This window comes from Halomonas aquatica, assembly GCF_040196335.1.
In the GTDB taxonomy this organism is placed as follows: domain Bacteria; phylum Pseudomonadota; class Gammaproteobacteria; order Pseudomonadales; family Halomonadaceae; genus Halomonas; species Halomonas aquatica.
Genome location: NZ_JBEGCJ010000004.1, coordinates 248,335 through 264,865, shown reverse-complemented (window position 1 = coordinate 264,865; position 16,531 = coordinate 248,335). Strand labels below are relative to the sequence as shown.

Annotated in this window: 12 protein-coding genes and 2 pseudogenes; 8 read left to right on the top strand and 6 right to left on the bottom strand. The window is 62.5% G+C overall.

Annotation, left to right across the window (positions count from 1 at the left end):
- Nucleotides 1-8: 8 nt before the first annotated feature.
- Genes waaA through ABE960_RS10195 form a run of 3 tightly spaced genes read right to left on the bottom strand, consistent with a single transcriptional unit; the run spans nt 9 to nt 3,827 of the window.
- A complete protein-coding gene (gene waaA, locus ABE960_RS10205) occupies nt 9-1,310 on the bottom strand; it encodes a lipid IV(A) 3-deoxy-D-manno-octulosonic acid transferase (protein WP_349762154.1) in 1,302 nt (433 codons plus the stop codon).
- Nucleotides 1,310-2,740, bottom strand: a complete 1,431-nt coding sequence (hldE, locus tag ABE960_RS10200; RefSeq protein ID WP_349762153.1) for a bifunctional D-glycero-beta-D-manno-heptose-7-phosphate kinase/D-glycero-beta-D-manno-heptose 1-phosphate adenylyltransferase HldE — start codon at nt 2,738-2,740, stop codon at nt 1,310-1,312. Before hldE ends, waaA begins: the two co-directional genes overlap by 1 nt.
- Nucleotides 2,730-3,827: a glycosyltransferase family 9 protein gene (locus tag ABE960_RS10195; protein ID WP_349762152.1), complete on the bottom strand. Its 1,098-nt coding sequence runs from the start codon at nt 3,825-3,827 to the stop codon at nt 2,730-2,732. Before ABE960_RS10195 ends, hldE begins: the two co-directional genes overlap by 11 nt.
- Between ABE960_RS10195 and ABE960_RS10190 the strand changes: the two genes are divergently transcribed.
- The 4 genes and pseudogenes from ABE960_RS10190 to ABE960_RS14880 form a co-directional block, all read left to right on the top strand.
- On the top strand, nt 3,826-4,569 hold the full coding sequence (locus ABE960_RS10190; RefSeq protein ID WP_349762151.1) for a 3-deoxy-D-manno-octulosonic acid kinase: 744 nt from the start codon (nt 3,826-3,828) through the stop codon (nt 4,567-4,569). The two genes, ABE960_RS10195 and ABE960_RS10190, sit on opposite strands and share 2 nt — an antisense overlap.
- Before the next feature lie 10 nt (nt 4,570-4,579).
- Nucleotides 4,580-5,527 carry a glycosyltransferase family 9 protein gene (locus tag ABE960_RS10185; protein ID WP_349762150.1) on the top strand — a complete coding sequence of 316 codons (948 nt, stop codon included), beginning with the start codon at nt 4,580-4,582 and terminating at the stop codon, nt 5,525-5,527.
- Between the two features lie 555 nt (nt 5,528-6,082).
- Nucleotides 6,083-6,738, top strand: a pseudogene (locus tag ABE960_RS14885) (transposase); the annotation flags it as partial.
- A 171-nt stretch (nt 6,739-6,909) separates the two neighbouring features.
- Nucleotides 6,910-7,434, top strand: a pseudogene (locus ABE960_RS14880) (transposase); the annotation flags it as partial.
- Between the two features lie 232 nt (nt 7,435-7,666).
- Here ABE960_RS14880 and ABE960_RS10175 read toward each other — a convergent pair.
- Complete coding sequence (locus ABE960_RS10175) at nt 7,667-8,692, bottom strand: glycosyltransferase family 4 protein (RefSeq protein WP_349762149.1); 1,026 nt, start codon at nt 8,690-8,692, stop codon at nt 7,667-7,669.
- Between the two features lie 117 nt (nt 8,693-8,809).
- On the opposite strand from ABE960_RS10175, the gene ABE960_RS10170 reads away from it, so the two are divergent.
- Together ABE960_RS10170 and ABE960_RS10165 are read left to right on the top strand one after the other, a co-directional pair.
- The gene (locus ABE960_RS10170) at nt 8,810-9,577 is read left to right on the top strand and encodes a glycosyltransferase family 2 protein (RefSeq protein ID WP_349762148.1); all 768 of its coding nucleotides are present in this window, start codon (nt 8,810-8,812) and stop codon (nt 9,575-9,577) included.
- A 51-nt stretch (nt 9,578-9,628) separates the two neighbouring features.
- Nucleotides 9,629-11,302, top strand: coding sequence for a sulfatase-like hydrolase/transferase (locus ABE960_RS10165; protein WP_349762147.1), 1,674 nt, complete (start codon nt 9,629-9,631; stop codon nt 11,300-11,302).
- On the opposite strand, the gene waaF is transcribed toward ABE960_RS10165, so the two are convergent.
- Nucleotides 11,299-12,339, bottom strand: coding sequence for a lipopolysaccharide heptosyltransferase II (waaF, locus tag ABE960_RS10160; protein WP_349762146.1), 1,041 nt, complete (start codon nt 12,337-12,339; stop codon nt 11,299-11,301). The genes ABE960_RS10165 and waaF overlap by 4 nt on opposite strands.
- Nucleotides 12,332-13,288, bottom strand: a complete 957-nt coding sequence (gene rfaD, locus ABE960_RS10155) for an ADP-glyceromanno-heptose 6-epimerase (protein ID WP_349762145.1) — start codon at nt 13,286-13,288, stop codon at nt 12,332-12,334. The genes waaF and rfaD overlap by 8 nt, the downstream gene beginning before the upstream one ends.
- A gap of 96 nt (nt 13,289-13,384) precedes the next feature.
- Here rfaD and glyQ point away from each other — a divergent pair, with 96 nt between their 5' ends.
- On the top strand, nt 13,385-14,359 hold the full coding sequence (glyQ, locus tag ABE960_RS10150) for a glycine--tRNA ligase subunit alpha (protein ID WP_349762144.1): 975 nt from the start codon (nt 13,385-13,387) through the stop codon (nt 14,357-14,359).
- Nucleotides 14,359-16,425 carry a glycine--tRNA ligase subunit beta gene (gene glyS / locus ABE960_RS10145; protein WP_349762143.1) on the top strand — a complete coding sequence of 689 codons (2,067 nt, stop codon included), beginning with the start codon at nt 14,359-14,361 and terminating at the stop codon, nt 16,423-16,425. Before glyQ ends, glyS begins: the two co-directional genes overlap by 1 nt.
- The last annotated feature ends 106 nt before the right edge of the window (nt 16,426-16,531 follow it).

Below are 16,531 nucleotides of genomic sequence, written 5' to 3'. Positions count from 1 at the left end.
GTGAGTGATCACTTCGGCAGCATACGCGCCAGGCCATACAGGGTGCGCTCGAGAGCTCCTCGATTGGCCATCACCACGGCACGGCCAGCCTCGGCAAGACCATGGCGAGACGGCTCGTCGTCGAACAACCGAACCAGGGTGTCGGTCAGCGCCTTGCCATCGGCCACCTCCGTCAGGGCGCCCGCCTCACGCATCACCTCGGCCACATCGCTGAAGTTGGCAAGCTCGGGGCCGGTGAGCACCGGCACACCCAGGGACGCCGGCTCCAGGAGGTTGTGTCCGCCGATGGGCACCAGGCTCCCGCCCACGAAGGCCAGATCCGCCGCGCCATAGAGTTCCAGCAGCTCGCCCATGGTGTCCCCCAGGTAGACGGCGGTATCTTCCCGGGGCCACTCGTCGAGGGAGCGGCGGGCCACCGAGAGGCCCGTCTGACGGCAAAGCTCGGCCACGGCATCGAAGCGCCGGGGATGGCGCGGCACCAGCACCAGCAACGCATCGGGCAGGCGCCTCAGCAGGCTCGCATGGGCGTCCAGCAGTTGCTCGTCCTCACCCGGGTGGGTGGAGCCGGCCACCCAGACGGGCCGGCGGCCCAACCGTGCGCGCAGGCGCTCACTCACCTCACGGGTCTCTCCATCGACGGCGATGTCGAATTTCAGGCTCCCCACCACCTCGCTCCTGTCGACAGGCATGCCCAGGTCACGGAACCGCCGGGCATCCTCCGAGGACTTGGCCGCCAGCCAGGTCACATGGCCCAGGGCATCCTTCATCAGGGGCCCCAGGCGGCGATATCCCTTCCAGGCACGGGGCGAGAGTCGTCCATTGACCACCGCCACCGGCACATCGGTCCGGTCGCAGGCGGCCAGCAGATTGGGCCACAGCTCGGTCTCGAAGAAGATCGCCAGTGTCGGGCGCAGCCGGGCGACGAAGCGGCGCGCGACGCCGGGGAAATCCAGCGGTACGAAGTGATGACTCACTTCGCCAGCAGCCCCTTTCTGACCGACCGTTTCTGCCAGGGCCAGCACCCGCTGGGCGCCGGTAGCGGTCATGGTGGTGATCACCAGGCGATACCCGGGCCAGTGTTCGCCGAGTGACTCGATCAGCGGGCGGGCGGCCTGCACTTCCCCCACCGAGGCACAGTGAAGCCAGATGACACGCTCGTCCTCGCGGGAATGAGGAATGAGCCCCAGCCGCTCAAGACGACTGCGTCCGGGAAGCTGCTCAGGCCAGACACGCTTCCAGATCAGCGGGGCGAGGAGATAGAGGGCCGCCGAATAGACGCGGCGGGCCCAGGAGTGCGATACCGCCGCCATCAGGTCTCGCGGTCGAGGATGGTGGAAATCATCGCGGTCGTGGAGACGCCATCCTCGAAGCCCAGCACCTTCACCTCGCCCCCCGCCTCGCGCACGGCCGCGCCTCCGGCGATCTCCTCTGGCCGGTAGTCACCGCCCTTGACCAGCACGTCCGGCAGTACCGTCTCGATCAACCGCTGGGGGGTGTCCTCGCCGAAGGGCACCACCCAGTCGACGGCACCCAGGCCGGCCAGCACCTGCATGCGCCGCACCAGGGGGTTGATGGGGCGCTTGGAGCCCTTGAGACGGCCGATGGAGGCGTCGTCGTTGACCGCCACCACCAGGCGGTCGCCGAGACGACGGGCCTGCTCCAGATAGGCGACATGGCCGGCATGCAGGATATCGAAGCAGCCGTTGGTCATCACGACCCGCTCGCCTCGGGCCTGGGCGGCCCGCACCGCCTCGATCAGGGGCGCCTCCTCGATGACCCCGAACTCGGCCAGCTTGTCGCCGTGCAAGGCGGTATAGAGCTCGGCGATGGACAGGGTCGCAGTGCCGGGCTTGGCTACCACCAGGCCGGCGGCCAGGTTGGCCAGGGTCATCGCCTCGGCGAAGCCGTGCCCGGCGGCCAGTGCCAGACCCAGCACGCCGATCACGGTGTCACCGGCACCGGTAACGTCATAGACCTCGCGGGCCCGAGTGGGCAGGTGAAGCGGCTCATGTCCCTCGCGGATCAGCGTCATGCCTCGCTCGCTGCGGGTGATCAGCAGGGCCTCGAGCTCGAGTTCGGCGCGCATCGCCTCACCCCGGGCGGCGAGCTCGGCATCGTCCCGGCAGTGGCCCATGACCGTTTCGAACTCACCCAGGTTGGGGGTCATCACACTGGCGCCGCGGTAACGGCGGAAGTCGCTGCCCTTGGGATCCACCAGCACCCGCTTGCCGGCGCTCCTGACCAGCCGAATCAGCTCCTCGACACGGTTCAGGGTCCCCTTGCCATAATCGGAAAGGATCACCAGGTCACAGTCGGGCAGGGCCGCCTCGACCTGCGCCAGCAACCCCGAGGTATCGACATCGCCGAGCCCCTCCTCGAAGTCCAGACGGATCAGCTGCTGGTTGCGGCTCATCACCCGCAGCTTGGTGATGGTGGGAATACCGGAACTACGTGAGAAGTGAGTGCTGACCCCGGCACCCTCGAGCCGAGACACCAGCCGGTCGGCGTTGTCGTCGTTTCCCACTAGGCCGGCCAGGGCGGCATGGGCTCCGAGGGAGGCGATGTTGAGGGCCACGTTGGCGGCACCGCCGGGGCGGTCCTCCGACTCGTTGACCCTGACCACCGGGACCGGGGCCTCGGGTGAGATTCGCGAGGTGCCGCCATGCCAGTAGCGGTCGAGCATCACATCACCCACCACCAGCAGGCGGGAGTGCTCCAGGGCGGTCAGATCAAGCTTCATCGGGAGACTCCGTCTCGTTGGGGGGCTCGGATGGGGCCAGCAGCGCCTCGAGGCGGTCGATCACGTCCTCGGCACGAATCAGCGACATGGCGTCGGGGTGACGGACCCGCGTGCCCCAGGGGAGTTCCGCAGGGGACTTGTGCAGGTAGGTCCGCACTGCCTCGGGATAGCGGTCGACCACGAACTCCCGCCAGCAGTAGGGCCCGGCACGGTCAGGATTGGTGGTGGCGTAGAGTCCCACCACCGGGGCGCCCAGGGCATTGGCCATATGCACCGGCCCGGAATCAGGAGCGATCACCGCCCGGGCTTTCTGGATCAGTGCCAGCAGGCCCTTGAGCGAGGTCTCGCCGATGACATCGATTACCACCCTGGGGGAGCAGAGGGCCTGGATACGTTCACCGAGCTCGCGCTCCTGAGTGCTGCCGCCACCGGTCAGCACCGTCGTGAGGCCGTGCTGGCGCCAGGCATGCTCGATCACCGCCGCATAGCCCTCCGCTGACCAGTTGCGGAAGTTGCGCAGTCTGGGATTGGCGCAGGGGCTGATCAGCAAATAGGGCGCCTCCCCGGTGATGCCGCGCGCCTCCTCGACGGCGGCCTCTGGTACAGGGAGGTCCCAGGCCAGGGAGAGGTTCTCGACACCCAGCAGGCGCGCGAAGTCGAGGTAGGACTCGAGCACATGGGCACCTGGATGGGGCGCCAGCTGCCGCTGGGTGAACCAGTGCTGGGCGTCCTTGGCGCGGGCCTTGTCGTAGCCCACCCGCACATCGGCCTTTAGCCCCAGGGAGAGGATGCTGGCACGCAGGGCCTGCTGCATGTGCAGCAGCAGGTCGAAGCGGGTATCAGAGAGCTCCCGCCACAGGGCCCGCATGCCGGCAAGCCCCGTCGACTTGTCATAGACGATGAACTCGACCCCGGAGAGGCCCGACAGTAGACTGTGCTCGCCCTTGCCGACGATCCAGGTGATCCGCGCCTCGGGCCACTGGCGCTGCAGGGCACGCACCGTCGGCACCAGGTTACAGACATCACCCAGGGCGGAGAGTCGCAGTACGCAGATGTGCTGGGGCCGATCGGGCAGAGGATGCTTCATGCGGTTGGCAACGTATCGAGCGGGAAAGAGTTGCATTCTATATGATGCGGACAGTTTATGTGACGCCGACCGGCGGCCACAAACCGGCCCGCCCATGACCCCGAATTGCTTCGAACCCACCTGGTGGCGTGACGCCGGCCGGGTCACCGGCGAGGCCCCGGGACGCGGCGCCAGCCTCTTCCTGGATGCCGGCGAGGGCGCCGAGTGGGTCCTGCGCCCCTATCGCCGCGGGGGACTGATCGCCCGGCTCAGCGATGCACGCTACCTCTGGACCGGCCTGGAACGGACCCGGTCTTTCCGCGAGTTGCGACTGACCGCCCATCTGTATGGACGTGGCCTGCCCGTGCCCCGCCCGGTGGCGGCCCGGGTGGCGCGCTGGGGGCTCACTTACGAGGCGGCGCTGATCACCGTGAGGATACCCGGCGCCCGTGCCCTGGCCGATCTCCTCCTGCAGCGACAGGCCGATGACGCCCTGCTCGGCCGGGTCGGCGCCACCGTCCGCCACTTCCACGACACCGGCCTCGACCACGTCGACCTCAATGCCCGCAACCTGCTGGTCGACCCCCAGGGCGAGGTCTGGCTGATCGACCTGGACCGCTGCCGGCTGAGAAAGCCGGGGCGGTGGCACAAGGGAAACGTGGAAAGGCTGAAGCGCTCCATTTTGAAATTTACTGATTCCGAGCATACAACCAGGATCGCTATGACGAACTTCGAAAATGGTTACAAAAAAGCGAAAATCTAGTGAGGCAGCCATGAAAAAAAATGTTGTAGCCCTGTTAAGAAACCGTCCATTCTTTGGTTCAAGGTTGACTTCCCTGCCAGCCCTGTACCAATTAAAGCAAGCATTTCCTGACCATAGGCTTATGCTGGTCGGTCGTGGCAACGATTCCTCTTTCTATTCACTATTTGACTGGGTCGATTGTGTCATAGAGAGCAAGACCCTTGCTAACGACATTATAAAAATCCCGCATAAGCCTGATGTTATGGTTTCCTTTCAACCCAGCTCTGAAAGGGGTGCGATAACCAAAATATTTAAAAAACCGGCCTTATCGGCTGGATTCTCGAAAAACAAAAACATCCTTTCTCATATATGGGATAAGCGAATTTGTTTTAACAATAAAGAATACAGAGCGACTCACTACTTGCAATTGCTTGACACCATGACTCCTCATGGCATAAACATCCACCAATCTCTAAAGGCACCATTCTTAGATTTGGCCAGCAGCGACCACTTGCAGACAGAGAGCTTGGGAAAAAAATTCAACATTGTGCTTATGCCAGGTGGTGGCGCGGGCGAGTTCAAAAAATGGGGGTGCCAGAGCTTTATACAAGCAGCACTTTTTCTAGCGAAAACAATAGACACAAAGGCACAAATTCATGTAATCCTTGGGCCTGCGGAAACTGCGGAAGTAAACGCCCTTGGAAAAATGAAAACAGGAAATATTAAAACCCACCACTCACCCAACATCTTCTCCCTATGCAATATAATATCAAAATCAAATTTGGTCATAGCAAACGACTGCGGGCCTTCTCACATTGCTCAGTGCTTAGGCTTGCCTTATGTCGGCATTTATTCCCACAACAATACAGAATGGTTCAGGGTGACCGATAGATCTGTCATGATAACGCCCGAAACAGGTCAAGACATCAAAGACATCAGCCAGGATAGGGTTATAAAAGCAGCCCTCTCAGTTGTTTAATCCAACCTAGCGCTTGCTATTCGAAATTAAGCATAGCTCTTTCTTGACAGAAAATAATGAATCGGCATGATTCTTTCCATGTGCTTTTTCTTTCCACCATTTTTCATGAACACCCAAAACACGCACAACAACTTGCTTTACCCCAACAATTTTCGCCATTGCCAGTCTATGTAGTCCACGATTAAGTTTCATAAGCTGGCCTTCACGCCTGATAGCAACACCTAACCTATCCCTGCCAAGAGTCGCATCAAAACCATTTTCCTGCTATCTTTCATATAATTTAAGTACTTGTTCAGGTAGACAACCTACCTTAAAGGGAGTATTCAAGCAAATGCCTGCCTGATGAGAGCGGAAAGTCTCACCATCTTCCAGTTTCCTTATAAGGTCAAGGTAGGCGTTGCTGCGATACAGATTTTCCCAGACATCAAGAACAAAGGGATATATATTGATCCCGGCTTATTCATGAAGCCGGCCTGAAAACAAAGATAGCGGATGGTATTCTCTTAAGAAATCAGAGCGTTACGGCAAGTACTTGGTTTCAGAGGACCATCCGCTATAGGTGAAAGCGTATCTCCCTGGATTCCGTCCTGCAAAGGGTCCATCCGCGTTGAGCTCAACGGCCAGCGCACCAGCAACGACAACGGCGCTCTGCTGCTGCGTGAAGCCCTCGACAACAGCGTCGTGATCGATGCAATCTGGTCAATCGGCACCACCCGCTGCGCATCCGTCATTCGCTGGCCAGTCAGCTGCGCACCCTGGTGCTTCAGCGGGCGATGGGCTGGATCGATCTCAGCGATACCGACAGGCTGCGCCATGACCCGCTCTGGCAACTGGCCTGCAGCGATGCGCGCGAGATGACGCCCCTGGCCCTGGTCCAAGATCGACCATCTCAGGCCACACTGTCGCGGCTGCTGACCTGCCTGGGTCACGACGACAACATCGATGCCGTGCACGAAGGCCTGCTGCGGCTGGTGGTCTGCCGCCTGACCTCGCTGAAGAACGGTGAGCGCCCCAAGCAGTTGACTCTCGACATCGACGGCCTGCCGATCGAAGTCCACGATCACCAGAGTGGCTCGGCCTATCATGGCCTTTACGGGGCACGCATTTATTCACCGCTGGTCGCCTTGCTGGCCGAGAACGCCGATACCTGGATCCCGTATCTGGTGCGACGCCTCAACGAGAGCACCGGGGCCCAGGTTCGGGTGCGCATCGATGGCGAGGCGAAACGGCAACATCCCGGTCGGTGGAGCGGTGCCATCCGCAACTGGTCACCGCGCCGGACGGTCTGGCTGAACCCTGACCAGGAAGACCCGCTGGTCCAACGCGATCAGCGATTAGAAGCTGCCTGATTCCAGACGCCAACAAGCTTGACAGGCATCGCTCGGGAGCGGTGCTACGACCTGGAGTATCAAGCGGGTACCTGGCCGGCGCCGCGGCGCGTGGTGCTGGTGGTGCTGGTGGTGCTGGTGGTGCTGGTGGTGCAGGAACGCCCCGATGACCTGCTGCTGCATGCCTTCAGCAAGTTCGACTGGCCGCCGGAGAAGGTCTTGGCGCTCTAACGCAAGCGCGGCAGTGCCGAGGCGCACATGGACGAGGTGAAGTCGGGGGTGGATGTGCACCTCTCGTCGACGGATCGCAGCGCTTCCACCGTCCAGGACGTGATGGCGCGCAACGAAGTAAGTCTGCTGCTTAGCCTCTACGCCTACCAGATCCTGCATGGCCTGCGCTGCCTGCTGGAGCGTCAGACCCGGCAAGGCTGGAACCTGAGCCGGCTGCGCGAGCAGGTGCTCAAGGTCGCCGCCACGCTGTCGCTGCACGCCCGGCGCATCACCATTCACCTCGGCGCCGCCGCCAAGTGGTGGCCGATGCTGCTTAAGGGGCTGCCGAAGTTGACCGCGCTGAGCTGACGTTCGGCGAGACTGTCATAGCACCAAAGATCGAGCGACCGCAGCGGCGGCCGGTGGTCACGGCTGCTTTAACAGATGGGATTGATTCCTGAAAGTTATAGAAAAGCGGCAACACAGCAGCATTCAGGCATTTCTGAGCAGGCTGCTACGCCAGCGGTGTGGAACCTGATCAGCGATGCTGCCGATCAGCAGCTACAGACCGCCAATCAGAGCCCTCAAGAATGAGGCGGGCTTACGGCTCCTGTCGAAAAATGGACTCATAGATCGAAATATAGCTATCAGCCATTGCTTCGGGACTAAACCTATCCAGCTGCTGCTTTGCTGATTGACTCAGCTGAGCCCTCAATGACTCAGAGCGATAGAGCCGCGTGAGTGCATCGCTCAGAGCAATTGCGTCATCCTTAGGGACCAGCAGTCCGGTTTTGTTATCTTGGACTATATCGGGTATGCCGCCGACGTCCGTTGCCACTATCGGTACTCCGACGTTCATCACATCTAGCAGTACGGAGCCCAGCCCCTCGTTGCGTGAAGGAAAGGCAAACATATCCAGCCCAGCCAGATAGTCGCCGATATTTTCCTTGAAGCCCAGCCAGGCCACATTGGGTTGATCCGCTGACTCTCGCTCAAGCATCTCGCGATCCTCACCGTCACCCAAGAAAACAAATTGCAGTTCGGGGAGCCTGGTTTCCAGCAAGCGTGCGGCTTCGAGCAGCACACGCTGACCCTTATGGCGATCCACCAAGGCCCCTGCATGGCCCACCAGGAATTTTCCTGCGAACGTATCATGGAATCGACGGGTCGCTTCCTCGCAAGTGGGCAGGCCGGAAAAGGCGCTGGGAATAAGATCGACGCCACCCCAGCCTCGCATCTCGAGCTCTCGCATTATGACCCGAGAAATGGCTACCCTTCTCACCGCCCGGCGGTAACACCAGCGGTTGCTGGGCCTGTCCTTGACCGGAGTATCCACTCGACGCGTCACGATGTAGGGCACGCCTTTCAACCCATGATGCAGAAAGGCCCAGTGTACGGCCTTGGCTTCATGGGCGTGAACGGTATCAGCCTTCCTCACACTTCCGTGGCCGGCCAGCTGATGGTTTGCCGAAACGAACCTCAGGCCGCTAACGTCGCGAAGCACTTCACGAAGGGGAGAGTCCTTTCGACACACCAAGGTTTGTTGTAGATTGCCACGGCTAGCCAAGGTTTCGATCAGTAGGGCCGTCTGACGCTCCCCACCTCGGAACCCCTTGGCCAGATTCACATGTACGATTCTCAAGGCGCTGACACACGACGTTGCTTACGGGTAATAAGCATAGCAGTGCCGTCACTCTGGTCATATCCCTGCGCCTTGCCGCACGGTACGAAACAGGACACCGGCATGATTCACGGTATCAGCGTCGTCATCATCACTCGTAACGCCGGAAAAACCCTGCAAAGAACACTATCGTCGCTCAACGCGTTCGATGATATCGTCGTCTATGACAATGGTTCGGCTGACGACACCCTTGCCATTGCAGAGCGTTTCACCAATGTCCGGCTCTTTTACGGCGATTTCCTCGGCTTTGGCCCCACCAAGCAACATGCCGTTTCGCTCGCCCGCCACGACTGGATCCTCTCACTGGATGCAGATGAGGAGCCAGACCCGGCACTGGTTCATGCACTGAGCTCCTGGGATACCGCTACAACACGAGATGCCGCCGGCAGAATTTGCCGTGACAACCTCTTGCTTGGCAAGGTCGTCCGCCATTCGGGGTGGGGAAACGACTGGCTGATTCGCCTTTTCAACCGTCGCTTTTGTCATTTCAACGCCGCCATGGTGCATGAGTCCGTCCAGACATCACCCGATACACAGGTAAAACGCCTGCCCGGGGTCATCGTGCATCACGCCGTCACGGATCTATCGCAATTCCTGGAAAAGGTTAACCGTTACTCCTCTCTGCGGGCAGACACTAGCCGTCGATGCCTTTCCCCCTGGCTGATCCTGGCCAAGAGCGCCTTCGCCTTCCTTCGCACCTACCTCCTTCGACGCGGCTTTCTAGACGGTTGGCGAGGCCTTGTCATCGCGTTCTCCAACGCCAATGGCGTATTCTGGAAATACATGAAAGCCTACGCACAATCCAAGACCTCCCCGCGAGGTCCCGACTAAGCGCCTCGCTCTGCGGTCTTCTCTTATCCGACTGTTTAGAAACTGTTATCCATGACACTACATTCGTGCCGCCACTTGCTTGCACACCCTCGTTGGGTGGTCTTGCTAGTTATCGGCCTGTGGCTGGGGTATGCCCTGGCCATGATCACCCGACTGCCGACCTGGGCTATTCCCGCCGTCACCGTCGGCTGGCTGATCCTGGCTCGCTGGCGGCGCTGGGGAGCTCCCGCCCGCCCCAGGCCACTGGCACGCGTCTGGCCCTGGTCGCTGGCTCCCCTGGCCCTGTGGGGCGTCTATGTCTACCTGGCGGCCAGCTTCGGCGAGGTCGACCTCGGGGCGGTGTTCTTTCATCTCCAGGCCGGCATGTCGGAGCATGGGGGTGGAGGGCGGATCGTCTCCGCCCTTCTGCATACCCTGGCCATGCTGCTGCTGCTCGCCTCATTCACCTGGCTGGTGCGTGTCGACCACCGCTGGCGACCCGCGGAGCACATGCTGGCGGTGGTGCTGCTGGCCGGCAACCCCATGCTCTATGGCCTGGGCCAGCGTGGGGCCGCCGTCGTTACCGATGATGGTGCCTGGCTGGACAGGCAGTACGTGACGCCGGTCGTTCTCGAGACCCCTCCCTCTCCGCCCAACCTGCTGCTGCTCTACCTCGAGAGCCTCGAGCGAACCTATGCCGACCGGGAGCGCTTCGGCAATGCCTATGCGCCCCTGGCGGCCCTGGGCGAGCAGGCCGTGGTCTTCGAGGGCATTCGCCAGCTCGACAACACCGGCTGGACCATGGCCGGCATGATCGCCAGCCAGTGCGGCACGCCGCTGATGCCGGCCGGCCTGCTCCACGACAGACAGTTCGAACCGCTCGGCAAGGTGGTACCGGGGATCGACTGCCTGGGGGACCTGCTTGCCGATCGGGGCTATGCCCTCACCTACATGGGCGGGGCCAGTACCAGCTTCGCCGGCAAGGGCGTCTTCTACCGCGATCATGGCTTCGACCGGGTACTGGGGCGGGAAGAGCTGGAACCGCAACTCGAGGAGCCCGACTACGTCAACAGCTGGGGCCTTTACGATGACACCCTCTATGACCTGACGGTCGAGGAAATTCGTCGACTGGAGCGGCAAGGCGGGCCCTGGGGGCTGATCAACCTGAGCATCTCCGGCCATGCCCCCAACGGCTACCCGGCTAGGGCATGCCGGGAGCGTCAGGGCGAGTTCGACGGTACCGACATCCTCTATTCGGTCGAGTGCTCGTCATGGCTGGTGAGCCGCCTGGTGGAGCGACTCCGGGACGAGGGGCTGCTGGAGAATACCCTGGTGGTGGTTGCCAGCGATCACCTGACCATGCGCGTCTCCGCCTGGGAGCAACTGGTCACCACCGAGCGGGAAAACACCTTCATGCTGCTCGGTGAGGGGATCGAACCACGCCGGGTCAGGGTCGAGGCGTCGACCATGGACGTCCTGCCCACGCTACTGGAGGCCATGGGGTTCGTCATCGACTGGCACCGGGCCGGGCTCGGCGTGTCTCTGCTCTCCGGCGAGCCGACGCTGATCGAGGAGCACGGGCTGGAAACCGTCAATGCACGACTGCGGGCGGAGACCGCGCTTCAGAAGCGCCTGTGGGAGGGTCTGGCACCTCCACAGGTCACGACGCCGGCCGACTCAGTCGCCGGCCAGGTCATCGAGACACCCGAGGAGACGATCGCAGAGGCCCTCGAGGAGCTGCCCTAGGGGGTCGTCGCCAGCACCGCCTGCAGAACACGCTCGGGAGCGAGCTGTTTCAGACAGTTCGTATGTCCCAGCGGACAGATGCGCTCGAAGCAGGGCGAGCAGTCGAGGTCGAGATAGTGGATCTCGGCAAGGTCGGTCAGCGGCGGCGTGTAGGCCGGCGACGAGGAACCGAAGAGGGCCTGCACACGGGTTCCCACCGCCGCGGCCACATGCATCAGCCCGGAGTCATTGGTCACCACCTGCCGGCAGTCACCCAGCAGGTCGACGGCATCCGCCAGCCGGGTCCTGCCGCAGAGGTTGTGGATATGAGGGAGCCCGTCGGAGATCACCTCGCCCGCATCGACATCCTTGGGTCCGCCCAGCACCCTGACCTCGAAACCCTCCCTCACGAGGGCACTGGCCAGCTCACGGAAATGATCGAGCGGCCACTGCTTGGCGGGGCCGTACTCGGCCCCCGGCATCATGCCGATAGCCGGGCGTGACGACAGCCCCAACGCGACCCGCTGCTCGACCAGGTTGTCGATATCCAGGCGCAAGGAAGGACGAGGAATGGCGAAGTCGCCCGCCTCGGCCTCCTCCCGGGGCAGTCCCAGCGACACGAAGCGCTTGACTGTCTGGTCCAGCGACGCCTTGTCGAGGACACGCCGGTCGTTGAGCAGCCCATAGCGCTGCTCGCCGGTAAAGCCGGTCCGCAGGGGAATACGCGCCATGAGGGGCACCAGCGCCGACTTCCAGGAACGCGGCAGCACGATGGCCCGATCGAAGCGCCCCTTGAGGGAGGCGGCCAGCTGCCGGCGGCTTGCCAGGCCAAACTGTCCGTGGCCCACCTCGAGGCCCGCCACCTCATCGACCTCCTCCATGCGCTCGAGGATCGGTCGTGACCAGGTCGGCGCCACGACACCGATGCGACAGCCCGACCCTCGGGCCTTGAGCGTCTTGAACAGGCTCTGGGCCATGACCATGTCGCCGACCCAGGACGGACCCACCACCAGGATGCGCTCCCCCTCCCTGGCGACATGCTGTCCGGACTCAGCCATTCAACCACTCCAGGTAGGCACTCACCCCCTCGGCGACGGTGTGGAACTCGCGGTCGTAGCCTGCCTCGCGCAGGCGAGTGATGTCGGCACGCGTATAGCTCTGGTAGCGCCCCTTGAGCTCATCTGGAAAGTCGATGTACTCGATCTCGCCGCGACCATAGTGATCGATGACCGCCTCGCCGATGGCCTTGAAGGGCTCGGCCCGGCCGGTGCCCAGGTTGAAGATGCCGGAGGCCTCCGGATGGTCGAGGAACCACAGGTTCACGTCCACCACGTCACCCACGTAGACGAAGTCGCGACTCTGCATGCCGGCCTCATAGCCATCCCAGGCGCCGAACAGTCGGAGGTTGTGCCCATCGCGGATCTGAGTGTGGTTGTGGTAGGCGACGCTTGCCATCTTGCCCTTGTGCTGCTCCCGCGGGCCGTAGATGTTGAAGTAGCGGAATCCCACCACCTGGCTGTCGAACTGGTCGTGTCGGGCACGCACGTACTGGTCGAACAGCAGCTTGGAATAACCGTAGACGTTGAGAGGCTTCTCGTGCTCCGGGGCCTCGTAGAACACCTCGCTGCCGCCATAGGTGGCCGCCGATGAGGCGTAGAGGAAGGGAATGCCCTCGCGCTGACAGAAGTGCAGCAACACCTTGGAGTACTCGAAGTTGTTCTCGAGCATGAAGCGGCCATCCCACTCGGTGGTGTCCGAGCAGGCCCCCTCGTGGAAGACCGCCTCGATGGGTGGCAGGTTCGACTCCTCACCGTTCATCACCGCCTTTACCCTGGCCAGGAAGTCATTCTTGTCCAGATAGTCGCCGAGCGTGCAGTCGGCCAGATTGACGAACTTGGTGCCGTCACTGAGGTCGTCGACCACCAGCACATCGTCGTGGCCACGGGCATTGAGTGCCTTGACCAGATTCGAGCCGATGAAACCGGCCCCGCCTGTTACTACGATCATGGGAATCCTCTCGTCTCCGGGCCTGCGCCTATAACCGATCTGCCTGTGATTGTATACTTGACGGCTCGTGAATTCATGGCCAACGGTGCTTCCGAAATGACTCTCTCGACATCCCCGTCGATGCCAGACGTGACAACCTTTCAGGGCCTGATCCTCGCCCTGCAGCAGTACTGGGCCGAACAGGGCTGCGTGATCCTCCAGCCCCTGGACATGGAGGTCGGTGCCGGCACCTTCCATACCGCCACCTTCCTGCGCTCCATCGGCCCCGAGACCTGGAACGCCGCCTATGTGCAGCCGTCTCGCCGCCCCACCGATGGCCGCTACGGCGAGAACCCCAACCGCCTGCAACACTACTACCAGTTCCAGGTGGTGATGAAGCCCTCGCCCACCGAGCTTCAGGAGCTCTATCTGGGATCCCTGAAGCGTCTGGGTCTCGACCCGCTTGTCCATGATATCCGCTTCGTCGAGGACAACTGGGAGTCTCCGACCCTGGGCGCCTGGGGACTGGGCTGGGAGGTCTGGCTCAACGGCATGGAGGTCACCCAGTTCACCTACTTCCAGCAGGCCGGCGGCCTCGAGTGCTACCCGGTCACCGGCGAGCTGACCTACGGCCTCGAGCGCATCGCCATGTACCTGCAGGACGTCGACAGCGTCTACGATCTGGTGTGGGCGGTGGCACCGGACGGCTCGAAGGTGACCTATGGCGACGTCTACCTGCAGAACGAGCGAGAGCAATCGGCCTACAACTTCGAGCATGCCGATGTCGACTTCCTGTTCGCCTCCTTCGACCACCAGGAGCGCGAGTGCACCAAGCTGCTTGAGGCCAGCCTGCCACTTCCTGCCTACGAGCAGGTCCTCAAGGCGTCCCACACGTTCAACCTGCTGGATGCACGTCACGCCATCTCGGTGACTGAACGCCAGCGATATATCCTGCGCGTGCGCACCATGGCCCGAGGCGTGGCCCAGGCCTACTACCAATCGCGCAAGGCCGCAGGCTTCCCGTTGGCCCCCGAGGCCCTGCGTCATGAACTACTGGCCGACGAGCCGCTTGCCGAACAGGGAGATGACTGATGGCTGCCAACACCCTACTGGTCGAACTGGGCGTCGAGGAACTGCCGCCGGGCGCCATCGATGAGCTTTCCGACGCGCTGGCCGAAGGAGTTCGCCGGGGCCTGACCGAGGCCGATATCGATGCTGGCGAGGTGTTCGCCTACGCGAGCCCCCGTCGTCTGGCCGTTCAGGTCCACGACCTCGACGACAAACAGCCCGACCGTGACATCGAGCGCCGTGGTCCAGCGCTGGCCGCGGCCTTCAAGGATGGCCAGCCGACCAAGGCCGCCGAGGGATTCGCCCGCTCCTGCGGCGTCACCGTGGACCAACTCATCCACCTGGAGACCGACAAGGGAACCTGGCTGGGCTATCGGGAACAGCAGCAGGGAGAGGCCACCACCAGCCTGCTGCCGGCAATCGTCCAGAAGGCCATCGATGCCCTTCCGGTGCCCAAGAACATGCGCTGGGGGGCCTCACGCGTCGAATTCTCTCGCCCCGTTCACTGGCTGGTGATGCTCTACGGGAACCAGGTGGTCAAGGCCAGTGCACTGGGCCTCGAGGCCGGCCGCACCACCCGCGGTCACCGCTTCCACGCCCCCGAACCCATCGAGCTGGCCCATGCCGACGATTATCTCGCGGCCCTCGAGGGTGCCTGGGTACTGGCCGATCGCGACCAGCGCCGCGAACGCATCCGCGAACAGGTGCTTGCCGAGGCCGAAGTCCTCGACGCCGAGGCAGTGATCGACGAGAACCTGCTCGTCGAAGTCAGCGGCCTGGTGGAGTGGCCCGTTGCATTGACCGGCAGCTTCGACGAGCGCTTCCTCGAGGTACCGCCCGAGTGCCTGATCTCTTCGATGAAGGCCAATCAGAAGTACTTCCACCTGTTGGATGAGGAGGGCCGACTCAAGCCCTTGTTCATCACCGTCTCGAACATCGACAGCGCCTTTCCCGATCAGGTGATCCAGGGCAACGAGAGAGTGATCCGCCCTCGCCTGGCCGACGCCGCCTTCTTCTATGATACCGACCGCAAGCGCTCCCTGGGCGACCGCGCCCCGGAGCTGGCCGGCGTGGTGTTCCAGAAACAACTGGGCAGCCTGTCCGACAAGGCCCACCGCAATGCCGCCGTGGCCGCTTTCATCGCTGGCGGGATCGGTGGCGACGTGCACGATGCCCGGCGTGCCGCCGAACTTGCCAAGTGCGACCTGGTCACCGAGATGGTCCTGGAGTTTCCGGAGCTCCAGGGCATCATGGGACGCTACTATGCCACCTACGACGGCGAGCACCACGAGGTGGCCCTGGCTCTCGAGGAGCAGTACCTTCCACGTTTCGCTACCGACGCAATACCCCAGGGCCGGACCGGCCTGGCCCTGGCACTCGCAGATCGCCTCGACACCCTGACCGGCATCTTTGGCATCGGGCAGCGCCCCAGTGGCACCAAGGACCCTTTCGCCCTGCGCAGAGCGGCCATCGGCGTGATCAACATCCTGGTCAAGGGGGAATTGAACCTCGACCTGCGCGAGCTTCTGGAGCTGTCGGCTGCCCAGCATCAGGAGCTTCCCTATGCCGAAGGGCTGGTCGATGAGGTGCTCGCCTACATGCTTGATCGCTTCCGCGCCTGGGCAGCAGACGAGGGCATCGAGGCCGAGGCCTACCTCTCCGTGCGTGCCCGGCCGGTGACAGAGCCGCTCGACTTCGCCCGTCGACTGCGTGCCGTACAGGGATTTACTCGTCGAGAGGAAGCCGCTGCCCTTGCCGCCGCCAACAAGCGTGTCTCCAACATCCTCACCAAGCAGGAGCATGATGGCGACATCCGGGTAGATGCCGCCCAATTGCAGGAACCCGCAGAGAAGACGCTCTACGAAGCAGTGGAGTCATGCCGTGACAAGGTCATGCCGCTGTTCGCCGAGGCGCGCTACAGCCAGGCCCTGGATGCACTGGCGACCCTTCGCGAGCCGGTAGACCACTTCTTCGATCAGGTGATGGTCATGGCCGAAGACCCGGCCGTACGCCGCAATCGCCTGGCGTTGCTTGCCGGGCTCCAGGCTCTTTTCCTGGAAGTGGCCGATATCTCCCTGCTCCAGCAGTAGCATGACCACCCCCCTTCAGGGGGGATATAAGAGGCCGGCGATCAAGACGCCGGCCTTTTTTTCATACCCGACCTTCATGCCAGATAAAGCCCCGAGCTGTTATGAA